Here is a 25,357-nt window from a genome sequence, read left to right on the forward strand (position 1 = left end):
AGCTTTTTCAGTTTGTAACAGATGAAAGCTTATTTTTTTGCTTCAGCATTTTCTTCTGATTTTGCTCCCATTCTATTAAGGGTGTACATTGGTGCAAATTTAAGTTTTAGTAACGCAATTTTGTTATTATCGTGACTAGTTAAACCTTCTTTTTCAACTGTGTTTTTTCTAGAGTCTAAAGCTTCATATACAAGTTTGATTTCGTCCCAATCTTCACGAGAATAAGAGTCTTTGTTTTTTTGTACCGTAGTCACAAAGTTATCATACACACTCAATATATTGTCTTTATTTACCCAATTGAATTTCATGTCATCATTAACATAACTTGGACCAAATAATGTTGTATACATCACCGATTTAGAACTACTTGCTTCCATTTTTTCTTTTTCAGCTAAAATGTTAGTTTTAAATTCCTCATATTGGATTGTAGACTTGTCTAAATTATCTTGAATTTTTGCTTTATCAGTTGCGTTTGCTAATGAAATTTCGGCATCTGCTTTTAGTTTGGTATAATCACTTTCAATTGTTTGCCAATTTTCAACAGCTTTTTCTTGCGTAATTTTGCTCACGGAATCTACATAATTAGTGTAAACATCTAATGCTTTTTGTGCGGTTTCCTGTTTTTCATCTTTACAAGATGCGAATGCAATTGCTGTTGCGATTAGTACGAATGTTATTTTTAAATTTTTCATTTTTTTAAATTTTTTAGTGATTAAAATATTTTGACTTATGCTTTTGCAGTAGGGAATTGTTTTAGTTCTCCTAGTTCTTTATTCATTTTTTTGATATTCTCGATATTAAACTTATCCATTTCTTTGTCAACAAGTTCTTCGCTTTTGTTTAGTATTGAATGATACTTTTCAGATAAGGTATTGGTGATGTTTTCTAATTTGCTTTTTAAACCATCAGTTGCAGCCGCACTATTTTGAATAATTTTTTTTCTTGTGTTTGAACCTTTATCAGGCGCTAATAATATGCCTAATGCTGCACCAATTGCAACTCCTCCTAAAATTCCGATTATTGTTTTGTCTGTTCTCATTTTTTTCTTTTTAAGTTATTTTAAATTCTTTTTCCGTTTATTAGTCTTAGTAAAACTGCAATTATTGCAATTACCAATAAAATATGAATTATTGATCCAGCGCTGTAAACGAAAAAACCTAAAGCCCAAGATATCACTAGAATGACCGCTATTAAATACAATAAATTTGACATGATTTCTATTTTTTATGATTAGTATTAATTTATTCTGAATGTGGCATAAATGCTTAAATTGCTGTTTTTTCCTTCGGATGTAGTATAGGTAGTTCCTGCAATTTCTTTTTCTTTTCCTATTTTTGATAGACCATAATTATAACGAGCTCCAAATCCGACAGAATTAAATTCTAATCCGATTCCGCCTGAAAGTCCAGCATCAAATTTGTTGAAATCGTCATTATTGTAATTGTCTTCAAAATTAAAAGAGCCTCCTTCAGAATTATTTTTTACTTGGGCATCAACTAAATATGCGACATAAGGACCAGCATGAATATTTAAATTTTCAGTTAGATTAAATTTTACTAAAACAGGAACTTCAATATAATTCAATTTAAATTTTGCTTCTCCTGTTGCAAAGGCATTATCGTACTTTAATTCGGCTCCTTTTTGACTGTATAAAATTTCTGGCTGAATGGCAATTAAATCCGTAATTGGAAATGAAGCATAAATACCGGCATTAAAACTGGTCAATACATTATTGTCGTCAACCTCTTCATTATATATGTTAGAGAAATTTACACCGCCCTTTACGCCAAATTGTATTGTAGATGAATCTGTTTGTGCATGAATGGTATTTGATAGTCCGATTAAGGCTATTGCGGATAGTAATTTCATTCTGTTTTTCATAGGTTAGGTATCGATGTTTATATTACAAAGATGCAACTGAAGCAGAATCATTGTGTTATATCATACTTTTGATGTTTTATATAATTACCATTTTACTTATAGAAATATTTTTTAAAGCAAAAAAAAACTTCCCTTATTAGAGAAGTAATTGTTTTTTTAATAGAAATGGATAGGTTATTTTATCAATTGGTTTTCTTTGATGGCTTTAAGTTCTTTGTCGGCCTGTTGAACAGTTTGTTGATCGGAAATAACTTCTACTGTATTAACCAAATCAGCAAATTTTGATGGGACAATATCGCTTGAAAACTGTATAGCATAACTTTTTGCAAACTCAGCTCCAAAATAAAGTATAACCGATGAATAATAAACCCAAATCATCAAGACGACAAATGAACCAGCTGTCCCATAAACATTTTGAATATTAGAGTTAGAAATATAAAATGAGATTAAAAATTTACCTATCATAAATAATATAGCTGTTGTGAATGAGGCCAATCGAACTTGCCTCCATTTTATTTCTGCATCTGGGAGAATGGTGAAAATTGCTCCAAATAACAAAGAGATAATTATAAAAGTCATTAAGCTATTACATACATATATTACATAAAATAATGAGTCTGAAAACCGAGAAAAAAACTGGCTGCTCAATGTATCCATTATAGTTGAAACGCCTAATGAAACTAATAATATAAAACCAAAACTTCCTATTACGCCAAAGGATAACAAACGTGCTTTGATGTAAAGCCAAAACCCTGATTGTTTTTTGGGTTTGATTCCCCAAATGGTATTGATTGAATCTTGAATTTCTGCAAAGACTGATGTTGCACCAATCAATAAGGTGATTACACCTATTATTCCAGCTAAATGCCCATTATTTGATATGGCTAAATTCTCAATTATAGTCTGAATTTGCGCAGCACTTGATGGCCCAACAAAACTTTTGATTTGGCTGTAAATAGCTCCCTCAGTTGCTTCTTTTCCCCAAAAGAAATCGGATAAAAATAAAATAACTAAAAGCAAAGGTCCCATTGAAAACATTGTTGTATAAGACAACGCAGCACTCATTTTCATTACTTTATGTTCAGAAAAACAGTTGGCAGCATTTTTTATAACCTTAAATAATGAAATAATATATTGTTTGTAATAGTTCATTTTAAATAAGTTAAAGTGTTTAATACATTATTATTGTTTTCTAATATTTTTCTTGATTTTATGGCAAGTATTTTGAAATCCGTATTTTGGCTGTTTTTTTCGATGCTGTCAAATAATGAAATTTGGGTTTCTATTTGATTTTTTAATTTTTTTAAAAGATAAAGAGTAGCCTTTTTACCTTTTATAGAATCTGGATTTATATTTATCTGATAAACAATTTTTGGGATAATTATTAATTTCTGTTTTGTCAATTTTTTTAGTTCAGAATCAATGTCTTGGTGATTTTTTTTGATCTTCAAAAGGAGCTGAAGTGTCTTTACATCTTTGGTTAAATCAAATGTAATATCCGAAAGTTTAATATTTTTTTGATTGTATTCATTCAGGCAGTCAATTAAATTAAAATCAATTGTAGGCTCTTCTTTGGTAGATTCTAAAATAGAATTGTTGTTTTCTTTTTCTTGATTAGTGCAAGATTGTATACCAAAGATTGCAAATAAACAACAAAGAATGGGTTGATAGATAATCAGCTTTTTCATGACCTTTGTTTTGATACAAAGTTCACGATATATTAACGAATGGAATTGTATTATTTCTTTTTAGTATTATAATATTACCATCTAAAAAGAATATGAGTTTAAGCAATACGGACAGGGAAGTAGATAGTGAATGTTGCTCCTTCATTAACTTTACTGTTAGCAAAAATATAGCCTTTGTGGTTTTCTACAATTTTTTCGCAAATAGCGAGTCCTACACCAGTTCCATGATATTCAGTTTTACCATGAAGACGGTTGAAAAGTAAAAATATTTTTTTGGATTGCTCTTGTTCAAAACCAATTCCGTTGTCTGAGCAGGTTATTTTATAGTATTCTTTTGTGCTTTTATCATTCAAAATACTTTGTGTTTTTGCCAAAACTTTGCTGCAACTGATATCAATTATTGGACTAACATCTTCCTTTGAATATTTTAGTGAATTGCTCAATAAGTTTGAAAAAAGCTGTTGAATTTGAAAAGGAATTCCATTGATTGTAGGCAATTCAGTATAGTTGATAATGGCTTTTTTGTCTTCAATAGTTTGAGATAATTCTATTAAACTGTCTTTTAGAACTTCGTTCAAATTAGTTTTTACAAGATTTTTTTCAGATCTGTTGGCTTTAGAATATTGCAATAGATCATTAATTAACACCCGCATTCTATTAGAGGCTGTTTCTATTCTGGATAAATATTCTTTACCAATATCTGTTAGGTTATCTTTTTCTTTATCATTAATTCGGGAAATAAAAGTTTGAATTTTTCGTAAAGGCTCTTGTAAATCGTGACTGGCTACCTGATTAAATTCATTCAATTCTTTGACATGTTTCTCTAATTCTGAGTTTCGTTGTTTTAATTGTAAACTTTTATTGTAATCCTCTGTAACATCTTGAGTAGTTCCAATTATACTTTGTGTGCCTTCTAGATCAGTAAATGATTTAGCAATAGTTCTAAATCGCTTGGTTTTGCCTTCTTTAGTAATAATTCTATAATTTATACTTGGAATTTCTAAACCAACGAATGCTTTTTTATAAGCTATATCTACAATTTCTTTATCCTCTGGATGAACAAGGTCTAATAAGTTTTCGATATTTGGATCAAATGTTTGAGGTTCAAAACCCAATAATCTAAAGCTATTATCCGAATAAGTGAATTTTAAGGTTTTAAGATTTAGAACCCAACTTCCATATTTTCCAAGAATCTCTGCTTGTTTACTTGATTCATCGAAAATCTTTAGTTGATTGTTTATCTTTATTAAATCTTCATAATTACTCTTTAATAATTGATTTTTATTATGTTCATCAGTAATATCTCCGGTTACGCCTAAAATGGTTTTATTACCCCAATTATCAGTAAACAGTTTTCTAACAGATCTTACTATACGAATGTTTTTATCTGGTCTGATAATTCTAAAGAAAACATGTGGAAGATCTTCATCTTTAATAATTTTTTGAAAAATAGTATTTACAATTTCGACATCTTCCGGATGTATAAATTTCATGAAATTTTCCTGATTTGCATCAAAAGATTGAGGTTCTGTTCCCAAAATTCTATATAAGTTATCAGAATAAATTATTTCGTCAGTATCCAAATTTAAGTCCCAAGTACCAAATTCAGAGAGAATTTCAGCCTGGGAACTTAAAAAATTAAATTTGCTTAATTTGGTATTTGCATTTTGAAGTTTCTCTAAATCTCTTGTGGTTTTAAAATAAGTAAAAGTTAAAAGCAAAAGAGTTATAAATAAAATGCTTAAGGTAAAGATTGGTGTAAGATATATTTGCTTGTCGTATATTGAATTTTGAAGTCTTAAATTATACTTTTCATTATGAACCATTTCGTCTAATTTGATTCTAATGTCAGCCAAAAGGGTGTTACTTTCTCTAAAATTTTTTTTGAAATCGTAATTTTTAGAGAGGTCTGAGTTTTCATTTAGATTCGAATAATTTGCTATATATTCATACCTTTTATTAATTGTTTTATATAATGATATTAAATTTTCTTGTTGATTGATATTGTTTTTGCTCAGCTTTTTAAGGGTAGAAAAAGTGTTGTTTATGTTTTTTATATCGTTTTTATATAATATTAAATAAAAATTATCTTTAGAAATAATATAACCTCTCATATCATTTTCAGAATCTTTAATATAGGAAAATAGATGCTCTAATTCTAAATTTACTTCATACGTGTGCATGAGTAATTTTGTAGATTTAGAGATGTTATTGATATGTTTTACGGTAAGTAGACTAATAACAAATACAATAAGTAAACTTATTATAAATATAATTTTATGATAAACTGAAGATTTATTTTTATTGGTTTTCATAAAATTTTAATAACATTACATTCTGAGTAAAAAATTGTCTTTATTTAATCCATTAGTATGATATTGCCAATTAATAGTGACAACATCCGACAATATTTTTTTTAAATTATTAAAATTGCTAGGCTTTTTAATGTAAATATTTGCACCCAAAACAAATGTATCTTCTACATCTTGATCTGAAGATGAGGTAGAATATATTGCAACAACAATATCTTTAAATCTATCATTTAATTTAATTTCTTTCAAACACTCTATTCCGTTTAAAATTGGCATATTTAAATCCAGAAAAAGAATATTAGGTAATATTGTATCTGGAAGATTTAAGTAGTTTAACAATTCTCTGCCATTATTTACAGTATTGACAATTGTATTAATTTTTATTTCTTCAAAGGCATCAGTAAAAAATAATCTGTCATCTTCATCATCGTCTGCTAGGGTAATAAGTATCGAATCGTGTTGCATGTTTCTTGGTTTTTATTGTTTAGAGCTAATTTCTCTTCGTCTTTTTATTATTCTTTGAAATGCTGAAGGCGTTATACCAGTAGTGTTTTTGAACTGTGTGCTTAAATGAGCAACACTAGAATAATTTAGCTTAAAGGCTATTTCTGTTAATGATAACTGACTGTTTATGATTAATTGTTTTGTATGTTCAATTTTTTGTAGAATAATGAAGTTTTCAATAGACGTATAGGTTACTTCCGAAAAAAGATTAGATAAATAACCGTAGGAATGACCTAGTTTTTCAGATAAATATACAGAACTTTTTACGTTTATATCGGTATCTTCATTAAAAACCATATCAACTATTGCATCCTTAATTTTTTGAATCAAAATGGTTTTTTGATTTTCAACAATTTCAATTCCATAATTATTTAAGGAATGGCTGAATAAATCCAGTTTTTCGGCTGGTATTTTTTCTAAAAATTCAACTTCTCCAAAACCTAAAACTCTATGTTTTATTTGGAATTCCTCTAGTTTTTCTTCGAGAATTTTATTGCAAATTTTATTAAAATCAAATCGTATAAATATTTTCATGATTTATTTTATTTGGCTATTAAAGTTGTTAAAAATAGCACTTGTTAATTTGAATAATACTTTCATTCTTAATCGTAAATTTATTGATAATATTGCAGAATTAGCTAATAATTAAAATAAAAGTACTGTTTCGGAACTATGTTTTTAGTTTTTAAACTATTTTTTTGATTAAAATATAATCTAGTTTCAGATCGATGCATAATATAGGATGGATTAAAATCCTGATAGACATTTATTAGGAAAAACTGCCTATACTATTTTGTAATTTCTCAATCAAAAAATAATTTAGGCAGTTCAATTTTTAAAATTTGAAACTTAATTACAAATCAGCAATCCATTTTGTAATTTCATCTTTACTTTTACCAATTCTTTTTTGGATTTTGCCGTACATTTCGTCCTCTTTCCCTTCTTCATACAACAAATCGTCATCCGTCAGGTCGGCATATTTCTGTTTCAATTTCCCTTTAATTTCGTTCCAGTTTCCTTTAATTTCTGTAGTGTTCATGATCGTTTATTTTTAGAATTAATATTTTTTTTCTTTTTTTTAAATCATCATTTTGATGTTCTTTACAAATATATTCTCGTTCCTTTTAAAACGGCTTACACAATTTTTTAGGATTGTTGCAAAATTTCAAGTTTTTTAATTTCAAGTTTGTAAATTTGCCGCACAACTAAAATTCACATGACTACACAACAACTTAACGATCAAATCAAAATCAAAAAATCATTTCTATGCGTAGGTTTGGATGTTGATTTGAATAAAATTCCCCAACATTTATTAGAATTAGAAGATCCTATTTTTGAATTTAATAAAGCAATTATTGATGCAACTCATGATTTAACAGTTGCTTATAAACCTAATATTGCTTTTTTTGAAGCCTATGGATTAAAAGGTTGGGCTTCATTGCAAAAGACCATTAATTATATCAACGTAAATTATCCTGAAATTTTTACAATTGCTGATGCTAAAAGAGGCGATATTGGAAATACATCTTTTATGTATGCCAAAGCTTTTTTTGAAGATTTAAATTTTGATAGCGTTACAATCGCTCCTTATATGGGTAAAGATTCTGTTGAACCTTTTCTTGCTTTCGAAAACAAACATGCTATATTGTTGGCTTTAACTTCTAATGAAGGTGCTTTTGATTTTCAAACATTAAAAGTTGATGGGAAAGAAGTTTACAAACATGTATTGGAAACATCCAAAACTTGGAAGAATTCTGAAAATCTAATGTATGTTGTAGGTGCTACTAAAGCTGAATATTTTACCGAAATCCGTAAAATTGTTCCTGATAGTTTCTTACTTGTACCAGGTGTTGGTGCGCAGGGAGGAAGTCTTTCTGAAGTTTGTAAATACGGAATGAATGATAAAGTAGGATTGTTAATTAACTCTTCTCGTGCTATTATTTACGCTTCAAATGGTGCTGATTTTGCCAAAGTTGCAAGAATAGAAGCTTTGAAGATGCAGGAAGAAATGGAAGAGATTTTAAAAGGTTAAAGAGTTTAAATGTTTAAAGTTGTTTTCTCTTGATTTTTAAACAATTCAAACTTTTAAACAAAATTAAGCAATTTCTAAAATGAAACAATTCATAGACCAACTCGGTATATCCCACACATTTGAAACTTCTCCTCAGCGGATTGTTTCTCTGGTGCCTTCTCAAACCGAATTATTATTTGATTTGGGGCTTGAAGATAAAATAGTTGGAATCACTAAATTTTGTGTGCATCCGTATCATCTTAAATCGACTAAAAAGATTGTAGGCGGAACCAAGAAAGTCAATTATGATAAAATTAGGTCGCTAGAACCAGATATTATTATTTGTAACAAAGAAGAAAATACCAAAGAAATAGTTGAAGAGTTGCGAAAGATTTGCCCCGTTTGGATAACAGATATTTTTACTATAGAAGATAATTTTCAAATGATTTCCGACTTTGGACAACTTTTTAATCGAAGAACCGAAGCCAGAAAATGGAACGATAAGTTAGCTTTTGCTTTGAGCGATTTTAAAGGTTTTATTGCCAATGTTCCAGTTAAAAAAGTGGCTTATTTTATTTGGAAAAACCCCTATATGGTGGCAGGTTCGGGAACTTTTATTGATGAATTGTTACATCTGAATCATTTTCAAAACCAGTATTTTTCAAAAGAGCGATATCCTGAAATTGAACTTGAAAAAATGGATGAGAATGGAAATCTGGATTTGGTTTTGCTTTCTTCGGAACCATTTCCGTTTAAAACTGAAGATGGTTATGAGATTGTAAGAAATTTAAATAATGCCAAAGCTATTTTAGTCGATGGAGAAATGTTTTCTTGGTACGGAAGCCGATTGATGAAAGCTTTGGAGTATTTTAAATTTTTGCATAATAGTATTTGAAAGGTTTAAAGTTTAAAAATCTAACAAATCAAAAGTTTAACAATCTAATAATCTAAAAATCCAGCAATTCAAAAGCCTAAAAAAGAACTATATTTGCCCAACAAAAAAAAGCTAAGTGATTAATTATACAATATATAAGAACGAAAACAGCAATCAATGGGTAACTTTTGTTCATGGTGCTGGAGGAAGTTCCTCTATTTGGTTCAAGCAAATTCGTGATTTTAAAAAAAGCTACAATATTTTGTTGTTGGATTTAAGAGGTCATGGGGAATCTAAAACTACATTGAAAACTGCTTTCAAACAGAAATATACTTTTTCGGCTTTGGCTAATGATATTCTGGAAGTTTTGGATCATCTAAAAATAGAAAAATCACACTTTGTTGGAATTTCATTAGGAACTATACTTATTAGACAGTTAGCTGAAATGTATCCTAATAGAGTGCAAAGTATGATTCTTGGGGGAGCCATTTTAAAAATGAATTTTCGTTCGCAAATTTTAATGCGTTTGGGAAATACTTTTAAATATGTGCTGCCATATTTGGTTTTATACAAGTTTTTTGCTTTTGTGATTATGCCTAAAAAAAGTCACAAACAATCTAGATCGCTTTTTATTAATGAAGCTAAAAAATTGTACCAAAAGGAATTTATCAAATGGTTTAAGCTCACAGCTGAAATTAATCCTGTGCTAAAGTGGTTTAGGCAAGTAGAATTAAATATTCCTACACTTTATATAATGGGAGAAGAAGATTATATGTTTCTGCCATCAGTTCGTAAAGTGGTAGAAAGTCATTATAAATCATCTCAATTATTCGTAATCGAAAATTGTGGTCATGTAGTAAATGTAGAACAGCCTAACGCTTTTAATAAAGCTGTTTTATCTTTTATACATACCGCAAAATAATCAATACATCCCAAAACAAAAAATGCCTGCGTCATATAGATGCAGGCAATTTTATAACTAACCAAAACCAAAATAATAAATAACCAGTTTATTACACTACAAAGATCAGTATAATGTAGATGTTATGCTGTTAAGGAATTGTTATTAGTTATTCTTAAAAAGTTAAGTTTTGAAATTTAATTTAACATATCAAAATTTTCACGGTTTTAAATGTATAACCAATTGATTTTTTCGTGTTTTATTTTTTATCCTGCAAAGCAAAAACTTTCTTTAAAACATCTGAAGTTCTAGCATTGATGTCGGTTCTAATATTTTTTTCTTCCACAGTAATCATTTTAAAAACACCATCTAATGCTTTGTTGGTTACATAATCTGTAAGGTCAGGATTTACTTTGGTTACAAGCGGTATAGTATTGTATTGTTTGATTATTTTTGTCCAAATCACATCGGCTCCAACTTTACCAATTGACTGTTGCACCACGGGATTAAATTTAGCATAAAGCGAAGTTGTAGTAGCTGATTGCAAATAAACCGTTGCAGCATTTTCTTTTCCTAGTAAGATACCTTTGGCATCAGTTATAGTTATGTTTTTGATGGCTGATACAAATATTGGTGTAGCTTCTTTTACTGCGTCTTCGGCAGCTCTATTTAGAGCAAGAATACCTTCATCCGCTAATTTTGACATTCCTATTTTACGTAAAGTTTTGTCTACTTTGGTTAATTCTTCGGGCATTAAAATCTTTACGGCTTCATTTTTATAAAAACCATCGGTCGCAGTTAATTTTGATACTTGTTGAGTAACTCCTTTGTTTAAGGCTTCTTTTAATCCAGCAGTAATATCTATCGTATTGTTGGATTTTGTAACTGCATTTATTTTTTCGGTTGCTTTTGCTAATATGTCTTTGAATTGGGCATTGCTAATCGCTGGTAAAATAAGGAATAGGAGTAGGGCTTTTTTCATTTTGTTTCTATTTTTTTTCAAAAATAAATAAACATAATGTACCATAGGATATCTTTTTTGTGTTTTAGTATAAAATTAATAAATGAAAATATGATTTGTTTTTTTGTTAATTATGTTTTTATTTTGTATATTTATTATATATTTAACAGTTAATAATTTTATATTAAAATTATGTAATTTTTTTATTTTATTTAATGGTGTTATTGTGTTAAAATATTACAACATGTTTAAATCTTAAAAAAGAATAAAATGAAAGTGATTAATCATTGTCTGAGAATAGTAATTGACTTGGTGCTGGATTTAGGTTTGAAAGTTTTTTAAGTAACAGTTCTAACTCATTAGGCAATTTGTTGGGGAATAATATGTATAGAGTCTAAGAAAATAAAAAAGCTTTTTCGTTTTAATGTCTATGATCTAATATTAAAAAAGTATAATTACAAAATCCATTTTATAAATAAAAAATAATAAAACATGAAAAGATTATTAAAATTACCAAGCCTCTTGCGATTTACTTTAGTGTTTTTGATTGTTCTGGTGTTTCAGAGCTGTTCAGAGCAACAGATAAAAGAAGGTACAGATAAAACTCCTAATATTACTGAATATTTAAGAGCAAATCCAGAATATTCTTTGTTTTTAGAAATTCTTGATATTACAGATTACGCTTCATTTATGAATACCTACGGGACATATACTTTATTTCTTCCAACCAATGATGCTGTTAAACAGTATTTAGCTGATTTAGGTGTTAGTTCAGTAAAAGAAGTGCCATTAGAAGATTTGAAAGATATCGTTAAAATACATATTATAGATAAGACAATATCTACAACAGCTTTTACTGATGGTAAAATTACTACGCCTACTCTTTATGGTCAATATTTAATAACTGGAGCAGCGAACATCAATGGTGTTTCAAGTATAACAGTTAATAAAACATCAAATATTGTAGTTTCTAACATTTTAGCTGGAAATGGTATCATTCATGCTATTGATAAAGTGTTGCGAGTTGCTAATAAAACACTAGCAAAGACCATTGAAGCAGATAAAAATCTTTCTTTATTTACCGAAGTTTTAAAAGCTACTGGATGGTATGATAAGTTAGACCTTCCTATTACTTATGATGCTAATAAGGTTGGTAGTTTTTTAACTGTTTTAGCACAAAGTAATGATGTTTTCACTAAAGCAGGTTTTAGTTCTTTACAGGATTTAAAAAACAGATATAGTAAAGGAACTGATCCAATGAATCCAGCGGATAGTTTGAATCTATTTGTTCAATATCATGTGTTGCCTAATTTAAATTATTTAAGTGATATGGCAACAACTCCTACCTTTTTAACTAAGGCACCACTTGAAGTGATTAGTTCTCAGTTAGATAAGCAGTCTATTTTGTTGAATCATGATATTTTTAATGGGGTACAAGAACAAGGTGTTGCAATAATACGAGATCTAAGCAATGTAACTTGTTCTAATGGAGTATTGCATTATGTGGATGGACATTTCACTATTAAAAAACGTGTTGCAGCACCAGTTTATTTTGATATATGTGATCAACCTGAATTCGCTGCGAATGTTGCTAATTACAGAAAAACAGCTGGAGTGACTTTTGGTTTCGGAAATAATGGAGCACTTAGTGGTATAACCTGGGTAGGACAAGGATCAATTAATTGGCAACCATGGCCTGCAGCAGTTAATGGGGATCTTTTTAATATTTTTCGTTTTCGTCTTCAAAATGCTAGTGGTAGTAGTAATGGTAATAATGATATTGAATTAAAGACACCTGTAATTATTAAAGGTCGTTACAAAGTATGGGTTTCTTATCGTCAAAACGCTAAAGCTTCTACAAATACAAAGGTGTTTTTTGATGGTATACAAACCTCTAGAATTATGAATGGGCAGGAATTTCCAAATAATCCAGCTACTGCAGGATCAGGCGTGAATGATAAAGTATTAGAGTCGCAAGGTTACAAACGTTATATTTTTCCACATGTTCAAAGTGACAATCTTAATTCTAGACTTGTAGGTATTGTAGAAGTAACAACAACTGGAAGGCATTTAATTAAGTTCACAACAGACGCTTGTACTGGTTGTAGTGCAGATGCTGGAGACAGATGGGATTTGGTAGAATTTCGTCCTGTAGATATGGATCAAATATGGCCAAAATTTCTAAAAGGTATTAAAACTGGTCTTCCAAGTGGTAATGATCTTAATGGTGATGGTTTAATTCAAAGATCAGAGGCTACTAAAGGGGATAACGGTAATTCTGGTTATTAAAATTTTAAAAGTGACACTAAAATAAAAAGTGACTAATTCAAAGTAAAAACAAATCCCTTTCTTTTTTATAAAAAAGGAAAGGGATTGTTTATAAATTAAATGTCCAATGAGAAATATTTGGCTATATCCTTTGAAATAGTTTTTAGAGATTTATTAAAATAACAAAAACGGTTGTATTAAGAAAATACAACCGTTTTGTTATTATATACCATTGTTTTTCGTTCGGCATGTAATTTTATAGCTCTCGCAAGTACGATTCGTTCTAAGTCGCGCCCTTTCATGATAAAATCTTCTATAGAATGACTGTGGGAAACTCTCGAAATATCTTGTTCAATAATTGGACCTTCGTCTAATTCTTCAGTAACATAGTGACTCGTGGCACCAATGATTTTTACACCACGCTTAAAAGCCGAATGATATGGTTTCGCTCCAGGAAAGGCTGGAAGAAATGAATGGTGAATATTAATGATTTTGTTTTTGTAAAGTTCAATCAGATTTGGGGTAATTATTTGCATATAACGAGCTAAAACGATAAAGTCAATATTGAATTTTTTTAATAATTCAAGTTGTGCTTTTTCCCCCTCTTCTTTGTTGTCTTTTGTAAAAGGAACATGGAAAAATGGAATGTTAAAACGCTCTGCTATTGGTTTTAAATCATCGTGATTACTTATAATTAAAGGGATTTCAAGCGGTAATTCACCAGCGCAATAACGACCCAAAATATCATATAAACAGTGATCATATTTAGAAATAAACAAAGCCATTTTCGGCTTTTGATTTTGAGGATACATTGCCCAAGTCATATCAAAAGGAGTGGCAAGATTGTCTTGAAAGCGACTTTTAATCGACTCAAAATTCCAATTATCATCACTAAAATCACATTCTAATCGCATAAAAAATACATTTTCATCTGCGTCAACATGTTGATCGAGGTATATGATGTTTCCATTAATCGAAGCTATATAATTAGTTACCGAGGCAATAATTGCTTTTTTATCTTCACAATGGATAAGTATAGTTATTCTTTGCATTTGTTTTAAATTTTCTAAAAATAATTAGGAGCTGTTCCCGCTGTACACTACAAGTCCTCATGTATAAAACTGTTTTTCTAAGCTCCAAAACAGCTTCCGTTGGTCGCTTTTTTGGAGCAAGAAAAACTATTTTTATCCATTCCGGGCTTTTCGTTTCCATCGGGGCTAAAGTTCGAAAATACCAATTTTTTATGAAAATAAAGCTTCTTTAATCTTAATAAAAAACAATGTTGTCATATTTTTTATTTTGCATTGTTTTTAATGATTTTTATTTTAAAATTTATGTAAATTGCATCTTTAAATTATCATATTCGCAAAATGGAATTAGTTAAACCTTACATACCCGTAAATAAAGTCCGAATTGTAACTGCTGCATCCCTCTTTGATGGGCATGATGCTGCAATAAATATAATGAGAAGAATTATTCAGTCCACAGGAGTTGAAGTAATTCATCTGGGTCATGACCGAAGTGTAGAAGAAGTAGTCAATACTGCTATTCAAGAAGATGCTAATGCTATTGCCATGACTTCCTATCAAGGTGGGCACAATGAGTATTTTAGATATATGTATGATTTGCTTCAAGAAAAGGGAGCTAGTCATATCAAAATTTTTGGCGGAGGCGGAGGTGTAATCCTCCCATCGGAAATAACCGAATTACAAGACTACGGAATTACCAGAATTTATGCTCCGGATGATGGGCGCGCGATGGGATTACAGGGAATGATCAATGATTTAGTTGAACGTTCTGATTTTCCAATAGGGAATAAACTAACCAATGAGTTGGATTTAATCGAAAATAAAACACCAACTGCTATTGCCCGCTTAATTTCATCTGCAGAGAATTTTCCTGAAATAGCGAAACCTTTCTTTGATGTAATTCACGAAAAAAATAAAACATCAAAGATTCCAGTTCTTGGAATTACAGGAACTGGTGGTGCTGGAAAATCATCATTAGTAGATGAATTGGTACGTCGTTTTTTAATAGATTTTCCAGAAAAAACTATTGGATTAATTTCTGTCGATCCTTCAAAGCGTAAAACGGGAGGAGCATTATTAGGAGATAGAATTCGTATGAATGCGATTAATAATCCTAGAGTTTATATGCGTTCTTTGGCAACACGCCAATCCAATTTGGCATTGTCAAAATATGTAGCCGAAGCTATTGAAGTTTTAAAAGCGGCGAAATACGATATTATAATTTTGGAAACTTCGGGTATCGGGCAATCCGATACGGAAATTATGGATCATTCTGATGTTTCTCTATATGTAATGACACCCGAATTTGGTGCGGCGACTCAATTAGAAAAAATAGATATGCTTGATTTTGCCGATTTAGTAGCTTTGAATAAATTCGATAAACGCGGTGCTTTGGATGCTATTCGTGATGTGAAAAAACAATATCAGCGTAATCATAATCTTTGGGATGTAAATCCTGATGCGATGCCAGTTTATGGAACTATTGCATCTCAATTTAATGATCCAGGGATGAATACTTTGTATAAATCTATCATGGATACAATAGTTGAGAAAACCGATGCGGATTTAAAATCAACTTTTGAAATTACCCGTGAAATGAGCGAGAAAATCTATGTGATTCCGCCTCACAGAACGCGTTACTTATCTGAAATTGCCGAAAATAACAGAAAATACGATACCATTGCTTTGAGTCAGGAGCAAGTGGCTCAAAAATTATATGGAATTTTTAAAACGCTGGAAAGTGTTTCTGGAAAAGTTCCCGTAATCAATAAAGCTGGGATTGATGATAGTTCAGTGCTTCCAAGTGCTTTGGTTGAACATGATGACAATAGAATCTTTCTAAATCTTTTATTGAACGAATTCGATAAAGTAAAAATGGATTTGGATCCTTACAATTGGGAAATGATTTTGAATTGGGATGAAAAAGTCAGCTTATATAAAAATCCAATTTACACTTTTAAAGTTCGTGACAAAGAAATAAAAATGGATACACATACGGAGTCATTATCGCATTCTCAAATTCCAAAAATAGCAATGCCTAAATACAAAGCATGGGGGGATATTTTGCGTTGGTGTTTACAGGAGAATGTTCCAGGAGAATTCCCTTTTACTTCTGGTTTGTATCCGTTTAAGCGTGAAGGAGAAGATCCGTCGCGTATGTTTGCTGGAGAGGGAGGTCCCGAAAGAACAAACAAACGTTTTCATTATGTAAGTACGGGATTACCAGCGAAGAGACTTTCTACTGCTTTTGATAGTGTTACTTTATATGGTAACGATCCTCATATCCGACCAGATATTTATGGAAAAATCGGAAATGCTGGAGTTTCAATATGCTGTTTGGATGATGCTAAAAAATTATATTCAGGTTTTGATTTAGTGCATGCTATGACATCAGTGAGTATGACTATTAACGGACCAGCACCTATGTTGCTTGGATTCTTTATGAATGCAGCTATTGATCAGCAGTGTGAGCATTATATAAAAGAGAATGATCTTGGAGATGAGATTACGGATAAAATCAATAAAATTTACCAACAAAAAGGAGTTGAAAGACCACATTACCAAGGCGATTTGCCGGAAGGGAATAATGGTTTAGGATTGTTTCTGTTAGGAGTGACTGGTGATCAGGTGTTACCTTCGGAAGTATATGATAAGATAAAAGCCAAAACACTTAAAAAAGTTAGAGGAACGGTTCAGGCCGATATTTTAAAGGAAGATCAAGCTCAAAATACTTGTATTTTTTCTACTGAATTTGCATTGCGATTGATGGGGGATGTTCAGGAATATTTTATTGCTAAAAATGTTAGAAATTTTTATTCAGTATCTATTTCGGGTTATCATATTGCTGAGGCTGGGGCCAATCCAATCACGCAGTTGGCTTTCACGCTTTCTAATGGTTTTACTTATGTAGAATATTATTTGAGTCGCGAAATGGATATCAACGATTTTGGACCTAATTTGTCGTTCTTTTTCTCAAATGGTGTCGATCCTGAATATGCAGTAATTGGCCGTGTTGCTAGAAAAATTTGGGCGAAAGCCATGAAAAATAAATACGGAGCCAACGAAAGAGCGCAGATGCTGAAATATCACATTCAAACTTCGGGACGTTCTTTACATGCGCAAGAAATTGATTTCAATGATATTCGTACGACTTTACAAGCTTTATATGCAATTTATGACAACTGTAACTCATTGCATACCAATGCGTATGATGAAGCAATTACAACGCCAACAGAAGAATCGGTTCGTAGGGCAATGGCTATTCAGTTGATTATTAATAAAGAATTAGGATTGGCCAAAAATGAAAACCCAATTCAAGGTTCGTTCATTATTGAAGAATTGACAGACTTGGTTGAAGCAGCTGTTTTACAGGAATTTGATCGTATTACAGATCGAGGAGGAGTACTTGGTGCAATGGAAACAATGTATCAACGCTCTAAAATTCAAGAAGAAAGTCTGTATTATGAAACATTGAAACATACTGGTGAATTTCCGATTGTAGGCGTAAATACATTCTTGAGTTCTAAAGGTTCTCCAACAGTAATTCCAGCAGAAGTAATTCGTGCAACCGAGGAAGAAAAGCAATACCAAATTACGATGTTGGATAATTTGCATCAATGTCATGCCGATTTGGTAAAAGAGCATTTATGCACACTTCAGGAAGCAGCAATCAAAGGTGATAATTTATTTGAACATTTGATGGAAGCAACAAAAGTTTGTTCATTAGGACAAATTACGGAGGCTTTGTTTGAAGTAGGAGGACAGTATAGACGAAATATGTAGTTTTTTAAGTTAGATTTTCATAATTGATTAAAACACATTTAGTAAACTGAACTGTTTATTAAATGTGTTTTTTGTATAAAAAGAAACAGCTTCAATTTGAAGCTGTTTCTTATATTTTTAATTAAGGGCAAAAAGAGTCCTAGTTATTAGCTACATTTTGATTTTTAATTTTTAAATCAGTTTTTTGCACTTCAGCTATTGATTTTTTTGATAGTGTAGAAAATTCTCTTGTAACAACAATTTCATGTGTTATTTTTTTAGAGTTTGTTTCTACTTCCAAAAAATAAGTTCCTTCAGGAAATTCTTCTAAGCTGTATGTCTTTAAAATACCATCTTTTCCAGTTGCTAATTCAGAATAGATAACATTGTTAAATTTATCTGTGATAGTTATCTTAATTTTTTGAATTTGATTTACAGCAAAACTAATTTCTTTGCCATTACCTCTCATTACTTTTAATAAAAAATCACCATTGATTGCATAAGTATTTATTGTTGTCATTGCAACTAATACTACTAGACTAAGTTTTAAGATCGTTTTCATATGTTTTGTTTTTTTAGTTTATTAATTAAATTTCTATTACAAATGTACAAGGGTAATCGATTACATAACGCAACAGGATTTTCTGATTTATATGTTATTTTAACTTTACGAAAACGTTGTATGTTAATTTTTGATAATATAAGACAGTTTTGTGGTAAATTTGAGTAGTATTTTAAAATGGACGTATATGAAAAAAATAAATCCAACACTCGAACTTATTACGCCAACTTTTGGTAGTTCTTTTACTTTTTCAAATTATGTTGAGAAGTCGAATTGTAAATCTGATCTCTGGCATTATCATCCTGAAATCGAACTGGTTTTTGTAAACGGAGGTTCTGGAAAAAGGCAGATTGGAAGTCATGTATCTTACTACTCGGATGGTGATTTGGTACTAATAGGTAGTAATTTGCCTCATTGTGGATTTACAAACGAACAAACGGGTAATAAAAATGAAATTGTTATACAAATGCCTGCTGATTTTTTAGGGAGTGATTTTTTGAATGTTCCGGAACTAAAAAACATTCAACATCTTTTTAAGAAAGCAAAAGGAGGAATTGCTTTTGGTAAAGAAACTATAAAAAGGATTGCACCTGTAATAGAAGAGATGGAAAATCGGTCTAATTTTGATCGATTATTAAGAATGATTAGGATTTTGAATGACCTAGGGGTAAGTGATGAATACACCATTTTGAATGCAGATGGTTTTGCGTTGGAGTTACAAGTGCAGGATAATGATAGGATTAATGTTGTTTTTAACTATGTAAAAGATAACTTTCAAGAACCTATTCAGCTTGATACTGTTTCAAATATGGTGAGTATGACTACACCTTCTTTTTGTAGGTATTTTAAAAAAATAACTAATAAAACATTTACCACTTTTGTAAATGATTATCGCTTGGTTCATGCCTCAAAACTTTTGGCGGAAAACACAAAAAGTATTACTGAAATTAGTTTTGAAAGCGGATTTAATAATTTTAGTCATTTTAATAAATCATTTAAGGCATTTACAGGAAAAAGTGCTTCGCAATATAGACATGAATTAAAATCTCTTATTGAGTAGTATTCATAGAAAGCTATTTTTATGAATTAGAATTTAACTATTTCGATTGAAGTTTAATCAAATAATTATTTTTGGCTTGATTTTTGTAATACATTTATTAAACCTTAAAAATATAAATAAGATGAAAAAAATAATTACACTTTTAGCGATTGTTGGTTTAATGGTATTTTCTAGTTGCGAAGGACCGGAAGGACCTGTAGGGCCTCCAGGGCAAGACGGCTTGATTAGCGAGGTTTTTGAGCTTAGGAATGTGAATTTCTCGCTTGATAATGTTGACGGGTATATAATTTATCAAAAATTAGATCCTGTATTATACGATGGAGATGTTATTTTAATTTATCGTTTAGCGGGGACAATCGATTCTGCGACTCCAATTTGGCAACCAATTCCAAGAACACTATACTTAAGTCAAGGAGAATTAGATTATGATTTTGATTTCAGTAAAAAGGATTTCACTATTTATGCTGGTGGAACCTATAATTTAGCGTTAACGCCAAGTTTTATTAACGGACAGACATTTAGAATTGTTATTGTACCTGGTGATTTGACTGGTAAATCTACTGCTAAAAAAGTAAATCTTTCAGATTATGATGCGGTTATTAAGGCATATAATATTGATGATTCAAAAGTGAAAGTTTTAAATTAATTGATTTTTAAATATTAAAAAAAGCTGCCAAAATCTCTATTTGGCAGCTTTTTTTATTTGTAAAAAATGATAGTTCTGAATTACTTTGTTTTTTGCTTAGTTTTGTTTTCCATTTTTATAGAAACTATAACTCCAATAATCAGTGAAATAGCTATGAAACCAAGAGAGCCCCATTCTGGAATTTCTATGTGATCATGTAATAGCATTTTTAATCCTACAAAGCTCAAAATAGCGATCAAACTGTATTCTAAATGACTGAATTTTTCCAGCATATTGGCCAAGAAAAAATACAAAGAACGCAGCCCTAATATAGCGAAAATATTAGAACTAAATACTAAAAAAGGATCAGATGTAATGGCTAAAATGGCAGGAACACTGTCTACTGCAAAAACAACATCCATTACTTCAATAACTATTAACGCTACAAATAAAGGTGTAGCAGCATTTCCTTTTTCGGTTTTTATAAAAAAATGTTCTTTTTCAGTATGATGTGTGATTGGAATTAATTTTCCAAGGATTTTATAAATGATAGATTTTTTAGGGTCAAATTCTTTTTCTTTTTCGGCGGTAAATAGCATTTTTAAAGCCGTGAATAATAAGAATCCGCCAAAAATATAAGTTGTCCAAGAGAATTTATTAATCAATAAAACGCCAAAGAAAATCATTAAGCCTCTAAAAACTACAGCCCCCAAAATTCCCCAAAATAAAACGCGGTGTTGGTATTTTTTCGAGATATTAAACGAAGTGAAAACCAATGCGATTACAAAGATATTATCAATGCTTAAGGATAGTTCTATTAAATAGCCGGTAATGAATTTCATTGCTGCTACAGATGGTTTTAATTGACTGGGGTTTAATACATAGTCGGTAGAGTATAACCAATAGACAACTCCTGAAAAAAGTAAGGAAACTGTAAACCAAATGGCTGTCCATTTACTAGCTTCTTTTGTGCTAATGATGTGCGGTGTTTTATTGAAAACGCCTAAATCAAGTGCTAGTATAATGATAATTAGTGCTATAAATAATATCCAAACTGTCATAGTATGATTTATTTTTGGTTTAATTCAAATGTAAGATTTGTTTTTAACTTGTAAATAGTGATTGTTAAATAATCGGCATAATTGAATTTGATTAAAAATACGATATTCTATTGTATAAAAAAAAGTGCCTTCGGTTAGAAAGGCACTTTTTGTAGTTTAATATATTTGTTATAATTACAAAGCTGATTTTACAGTTTTGATAATTCTAGCAGCAATTTTGTATGGATCTCCATTTGAAGCTGGTCTTCTGTCTTCCAACCATCCTTTCCATCCTTTTTGAACAGTCATCAAAGGAATACGGATTGAACATCCTCTATCAGAAACTCCGTAAGAGAAATCATGGATAGAAGCAGTTTCGTGTTTACCAGTCAAACGTTGGTCGTTGTAAGCTCCATAAACAGCAATGTGCTCAGCAGTTACAGGACGGAAAGCCTCACAGATTTTTTCGTAAACTTCTTGAGAACCACATGTTCTTAATACTTCGTTAGAGAAGTTAGCGTGCATTCCAGAACCATTCCAGTCTGTATCACCTAGTGGTTTTGGGTGGTATTCAATATAGTAACCATATTTTTCAGTCAAACGATCTAATAAATATCTAGAAACCCAGATTTCATCACCTGCTTTTTTAGCACCTTTAGCGAATAATTGATATTCCCATTGTCCGCAAGCAACCTCTTGGTTAATACCTTCGAAGTTAAGTCCTGCAGCGATACATAAATCTGCATGCTCTTCAACTAATTTTCTTCCGTGTGTGTTTTTTCCACCTACTGAACAGTAGTACATACCTTGTGGAGCAGGGTAACCTCCAACAGGGAATCCTAAAGGTAATAATGTTTTAGTATCCATGATGAAGTATTCTTGTTCGAAACCAAACCAGAAATCGTCATTGTCATCATCAATAGTAGCTCTACCGTTTGAAGGGTGTGGAGTACCATCAGCATACATAACTTCAGACATTACTAACCATCCGTTAATACGAGTTGGATCTGGGTAAATTGCAACAGGAACTAATAAACAGTCAGATGAACCACCTTCAGCTTGTTTAGTTGATGAACCATCAAAAGACCAGTTTTCGATTTCAGCTAAAGTTCCTTGAAAGTTTTCGTGCTCTTCAACTTTAGTTTTACTTCTTAAGTTTTGTGTTGGTTCGTATCCATCTAACCAAAGGTATTCTAATTTAATTTTAGCCATAATATTATAATTTATTTTTTTTTGATTTTTCTGATTGCAAATATAAAAATATTTGTTCACGTCCTAAAATTGGGGGGTAGTTTTTATTTGAGTGTTTTTAATTTTTGATATTACTGCATTTTACGAGGTGTATATTTGAAAAATTGTAATTTTAGAGGGGTATAATAATTAAATTCGTAATCAATGTTTTTTCAATATTAATTTTTAATTAAGAATTTTAGTACTATATTTTTAAAAATCATGCTTTTGATACATTTTTAAAGTAGTCTGTCTAATCTAAAGCTGAATGTAATTTATCTACTCGATGCAATAATTATTTGTTGAATAGAATGATTTATATTTGCATATGTTTATTCAAAGGATATTAATGTTTAATATATAAGATATGTCATCAATTCGTTTTCAAGCTTTAAAAGAAGCTTCAAATAGAAAGTTAATAGATTTTCAGGAATCAGGAAGAAAATCAGAACTTTTTGGTTCTAATGTATTTAATGATAAAGCGATGAAGCAATATTTGACTTCGGATGCTTTTAAAGCAGTGCAGGGTGCGGTTCAATATGGAAATAAAATAGATAGAAAACTGGCAGATTATATTGCCATGGGAATGAAGGAATGGGCTTTGGCTAAAGGAGTTACTCATTATACTCACTGGTTTCAGCCATTAACGGGAACAACGGCTGAAAAACATGATGCTTTTTTTGAGACTTCGTATGACGGTAGCGATCCATTAGAAAAATTTGGTGGTGCTCAATTAGTGCAGCAAGAGCCGGATGCATCCAGTTTTCCAAACGGCGGAATTCGAAATACATTCGAAGCTCGTGGTTATACAGCTTGGGATCCAACGTCTCCTGCTTTTATATTTGGAACAACTTTATGTATTCCAACTATTTTTATTTCCTATACGGGCGAAGCTTTAGATAATAAAATTCCATTATTAAGGGCTTTATCTGCAATGGATGAAGCTGCTACTGAGGTTTGTAAATATTTTGATAAGAATGTAAAGAAAGTAACGGCTACTTTAGGCTGGGAACAAGAATATTTCCTGATTGATAAGTCGTTGGCAAATTCTCGTCCAGATCTTATTATGACAGGAAGAACTTTATTAGGACATACTTCTGCTAAAGGACAACAGCTTGATGATCATTATTTTGGATCTATTCCAACTCGTGCTTTGACCTATATGAGAGATTTGGAACAAGAGTGTATGTTGCTTGGGATTCCTGTGAAAACGCGTCATAATGAGGTGGCTCCAAATCAATTTGAATTTGCACCTATTTTTGAAGAAGCAAATCTAGCGGTAGATCATAACTGTCTATTGATGGATGTTATGCAAAAAGTAGCAGAACGTCATGATTTGAAAGTATTGTTTCATGAAAAACCTTTTAAAGGTGTAAACGGTTCCGGAAAACATAATAACTGGTCATTATCAACGGATACAGGGGTAAACTTGTTAAGTCCAAGTAAAACACCTATGACTAATTTGCAATTTTTGACTTTCTTTATTAATACAATCAAAGCGGTTAATGATTATGAAGCTTTATTAAGAGGAGCTATTGCTACAGCTAGTAATGATCACCGACTAGGAGCTAATGAAGCGCCACCAGCAATTATATCAGTTTTTATAGGTGAGCAGTTAACTAAGGTTTTAGCCGAATTGGAAGGTGTTTCTACAGGGAAATTATCTCCTGAAGAAAAAACCGATTTAAAGCTTAATGTTGTGGGTAAAATTCCAGATGTTCTTTTGGATAACACAGATAGAAACAGAACTTCTCCATTTGCTTTTACAGGTAATAAATTCGAATTCAGAGCAGTGGGCTCATCTGCAAATTGTTCCAATGCAATGACGACATTAAATGCTATTGTTGCCAAACAACTGAAGGATTTTAAAGTTGCTGTAGATGTTTTGATAGAATCTAAAGACATGAAAAAAGACGATGCGATTTTTAATGTATTAAGAGAATATATCAAACAATCTAAAAAGATTCTTTTTGAAGGTGATGGTTATAGTGAAGCTTGGCAAAAAGAGGCAGCAAAAAGAGGATTGAGTAATTTTAAAACTACTCCAGAGGCATTGAAATCAAGAGCTTCAAAACAAGCTTTTGATTTATTTGGAGAAATGGGTATTATGAATCATGTTGAATTAGAAGCCCGTTATGAAATAGAATTAGAAGAATACACCAAGAAAATTCAAATTGAAAGTAGAGTATTAGGGGATATTTCTAAAAACCATGTTATTCCAACAGCTATACGTTATCAGAATACTTTGATTGAAAATGTAAAAGGCTTGAAAGACATTTTTGGTTCAGAATTTGAATCTATTGCGAAAGAACAAATTATTTTGATAAAAGAGATTTCGGGACATATAGAAGGAATTAATTCTAAAGTAGAAGAGATGACTGAAGAAAGAAAGAAAGCAAATAATTTGACCGATGCACAGGTAATGGCCGAAATGTATTGCAATAATGTAAAGCCTTATTTTGAAATCATTAGAAATCATTGTGATAAATTGGAATTATTGGTCGATAATGAATTATGGACTTTGACTAAATACAGAGAATTGCTTTTGACTAAATAAAGTTTATTGCATTTAAAATGATAAAACCGTTTCCTTGTGAAGCGGTTTTTGTTTTTAATTTTTGATTGTTACATTTTGTTGCTAATTATAAAC

Annotated in this window: 23 protein-coding genes; 8 read left to right on the top strand and 15 right to left on the bottom strand. The window is 30.8% G+C overall.

The window, feature by feature from the left end:
* Positions 1–29: 29 nt before the first annotated feature.
* The 10 genes from ACUN3A_RS14120 to ACUN3A_RS14165 all read right to left on the bottom strand — a co-directional run bounded on the left by ACUN3A_RS14120 (position 30) and on the right by ACUN3A_RS14165 (position 7,424).
* Positions 30–692 (bottom strand): hypothetical protein, encoded by a 663-nt coding sequence (locus ACUN3A_RS14120; protein WP_445551919.1) that lies wholly within the window; start codon positions 690–692, stop codon positions 30–32.
* Between the two features lie 35 nt (positions 693–727).
* Complete coding sequence (locus ACUN3A_RS14125) at positions 728–1,039, bottom strand: YtxH domain-containing protein (protein WP_445551920.1); 312 nt, start codon at positions 1,037–1,039, stop codon at positions 728–730.
* Between the two features lie 20 nt (positions 1,040–1,059).
* Positions 1,060–1,212 carry a lmo0937 family membrane protein gene (locus ACUN3A_RS14130; RefSeq protein ID WP_445551921.1) on the bottom strand — a complete coding sequence of 51 codons (153 nt, stop codon included), beginning with the start codon at positions 1,210–1,212 and terminating at the stop codon, positions 1,060–1,062.
* A 24-nt stretch (positions 1,213–1,236) separates the two neighbouring features.
* Positions 1,237–1,869, bottom strand: coding sequence for a porin family protein (locus ACUN3A_RS14135; RefSeq protein WP_445551922.1), 633 nt, complete (start codon positions 1,867–1,869; stop codon positions 1,237–1,239).
* Between the two features lie 186 nt (positions 1,870–2,055).
* A complete protein-coding gene (locus ACUN3A_RS14140) occupies positions 2,056–3,033 on the bottom strand; it encodes a YihY/virulence factor BrkB family protein (protein WP_445551923.1) in 978 nt (325 codons plus the stop codon).
* Positions 3,030–3,569: a hypothetical protein gene (locus ACUN3A_RS14145; protein WP_445551924.1), complete on the bottom strand. Its 540-nt coding sequence runs from the start codon at positions 3,567–3,569 to the stop codon at positions 3,030–3,032. The genes ACUN3A_RS14140 and ACUN3A_RS14145 overlap by 4 nt, the downstream gene beginning before the upstream one ends.
* A 98-nt stretch (positions 3,570–3,667) precedes the next feature.
* A complete protein-coding gene (locus ACUN3A_RS14150) occupies positions 3,668–5,884 on the bottom strand; it encodes a PAS domain-containing protein (RefSeq protein ID WP_445551925.1) in 2,217 nt (738 codons plus the stop codon).
* 15 nt (positions 5,885–5,899) lie between these two features.
* Entirely contained in the window at positions 5,900–6,346 is a 447-nt protein-coding gene (locus ACUN3A_RS14155) for a response regulator (RefSeq protein ID WP_445551926.1), read from the bottom strand.
* A gap of 12 nt (positions 6,347–6,358) precedes the next feature.
* The gene (locus ACUN3A_RS14160) at positions 6,359–6,919 is read right to left on the bottom strand and encodes a helix-turn-helix domain-containing protein (protein WP_445551927.1); all 561 of its coding nucleotides are present in this window, start codon (positions 6,917–6,919) and stop codon (positions 6,359–6,361) included.
* A 319-nt stretch (positions 6,920–7,238) separates the two neighbouring features.
* Positions 7,239–7,424, bottom strand: coding sequence for a CsbD family protein (locus ACUN3A_RS14165; RefSeq protein ID WP_445551928.1), 186 nt, complete (start codon positions 7,422–7,424; stop codon positions 7,239–7,241).
* Between the two features lie 177 nt (positions 7,425–7,601).
* Here ACUN3A_RS14165 and pyrF point away from each other — a divergent pair, with 177 nt between their 5' ends.
* The 3 genes from pyrF to ACUN3A_RS14180 all read left to right on the top strand — a co-directional run bounded on the left by pyrF (position 7,602) and on the right by ACUN3A_RS14180 (position 10,192).
* A complete protein-coding gene (gene pyrF, locus ACUN3A_RS14170; RefSeq protein ID WP_445551929.1) occupies positions 7,602–8,417 on the top strand; it encodes an orotidine-5'-phosphate decarboxylase in 816 nt (271 codons plus the stop codon).
* A 79-nt stretch (positions 8,418–8,496) separates the two neighbouring features.
* The gene (locus ACUN3A_RS14175) at positions 8,497–9,291 is read left to right on the top strand and encodes an ABC transporter substrate-binding protein (RefSeq protein ID WP_445551930.1); all 795 of its coding nucleotides are present in this window, start codon (positions 8,497–8,499) and stop codon (positions 9,289–9,291) included.
* Between the two features lie 115 nt (positions 9,292–9,406).
* On the top strand, positions 9,407–10,192 hold the full coding sequence (locus ACUN3A_RS14180) for an alpha/beta fold hydrolase (protein WP_445551931.1): 786 nt from the start codon (positions 9,407–9,409) through the stop codon (positions 10,190–10,192).
* A gap of 238 nt (positions 10,193–10,430) precedes the next feature.
* Here ACUN3A_RS14180 and ACUN3A_RS14185 read toward each other — a convergent pair whose 3' ends face one another.
* A complete protein-coding gene (locus tag ACUN3A_RS14185) occupies positions 10,431–11,153 on the bottom strand; it encodes a DUF4197 domain-containing protein (protein WP_445551932.1) in 723 nt (240 codons plus the stop codon).
* A gap of 471 nt (positions 11,154–11,624) precedes the next feature.
* On the opposite strand from ACUN3A_RS14185, the gene ACUN3A_RS14190 reads away from it, so the two are divergent.
* Positions 11,625–13,421 carry a fasciclin domain-containing protein gene (locus tag ACUN3A_RS14190; protein ID WP_445551933.1) on the top strand — a complete coding sequence of 599 codons (1,797 nt, stop codon included), beginning with the start codon at positions 11,625–11,627 and terminating at the stop codon, positions 13,419–13,421.
* A 176-nt stretch (positions 13,422–13,597) separates the two neighbouring features.
* Here ACUN3A_RS14190 and purU read toward each other — a convergent pair whose 3' ends face one another.
* Positions 13,598–14,452, bottom strand: coding sequence for a formyltetrahydrofolate deformylase (gene purU, locus ACUN3A_RS14195; protein ID WP_445551934.1), 855 nt, complete (start codon positions 14,450–14,452; stop codon positions 13,598–13,600).
* A gap of 318 nt (positions 14,453–14,770) precedes the next feature.
* Here purU and ACUN3A_RS14200 point away from each other — a divergent pair, with 318 nt between their 5' ends.
* Positions 14,771–18,211: a methylmalonyl-CoA mutase family protein gene (locus ACUN3A_RS14200; protein ID WP_445551935.1), complete on the top strand. Its 3,441-nt coding sequence runs from the start codon at positions 14,771–14,773 to the stop codon at positions 18,209–18,211.
* Between the two features lie 139 nt (positions 18,212–18,350).
* Here the strand turns inward: ACUN3A_RS14200 and ACUN3A_RS14205 are convergent, their stop codons facing one another.
* Positions 18,351–18,752: a DUF3244 domain-containing protein gene (locus tag ACUN3A_RS14205; protein ID WP_445551936.1), complete on the bottom strand. Its 402-nt coding sequence runs from the start codon at positions 18,750–18,752 to the stop codon at positions 18,351–18,353.
* Positions 18,753–18,939: 187 nt separating this feature from the next.
* Here ACUN3A_RS14205 and ACUN3A_RS14210 point away from each other — a divergent pair, with 187 nt between their 5' ends.
* Both ACUN3A_RS14210 and ACUN3A_RS14215 read left to right on the top strand, forming a co-directional pair.
* Entirely contained in the window at positions 18,940–19,812 is an 873-nt protein-coding gene (locus ACUN3A_RS14210; protein ID WP_445551937.1) for an AraC family transcriptional regulator, read from the top strand.
* A gap of 121 nt (positions 19,813–19,933) precedes the next feature.
* Positions 19,934–20,458: a hypothetical protein gene (locus ACUN3A_RS14215; protein ID WP_445551938.1), complete on the top strand. Its 525-nt coding sequence runs from the start codon at positions 19,934–19,936 to the stop codon at positions 20,456–20,458.
* A gap of 80 nt (positions 20,459–20,538) precedes the next feature.
* Here ACUN3A_RS14215 and ACUN3A_RS14220 read toward each other — a convergent pair whose 3' ends face one another.
* Together ACUN3A_RS14220 and ACUN3A_RS14225 are read right to left on the bottom strand one after the other, a co-directional pair.
* Complete coding sequence (locus ACUN3A_RS14220; RefSeq protein WP_445551939.1) at positions 20,539–21,498, bottom strand: TerC/Alx family metal homeostasis membrane protein; 960 nt, start codon at positions 21,496–21,498, stop codon at positions 20,539–20,541.
* Between the two features lie 174 nt (positions 21,499–21,672).
* A complete protein-coding gene (locus tag ACUN3A_RS14225) occupies positions 21,673–22,689 on the bottom strand; it encodes a glutamine synthetase beta-grasp domain-containing protein (RefSeq protein ID WP_445551940.1) in 1,017 nt (338 codons plus the stop codon).
* 385 nt (positions 22,690–23,074) lie between these two features.
* Between ACUN3A_RS14225 and ACUN3A_RS14230 the strand changes: the two genes are divergently transcribed.
* Positions 23,075–25,264, top strand: a complete 2,190-nt coding sequence (locus tag ACUN3A_RS14230) for a glutamine synthetase III family protein (RefSeq protein ID WP_445551941.1) — start codon at positions 23,075–23,077, stop codon at positions 25,262–25,264.
* Positions 25,265–25,357: the final 93 nt, after the last annotated feature.

The organism is Flavobacterium sp. WC2509 (genome assembly GCF_052683105.1).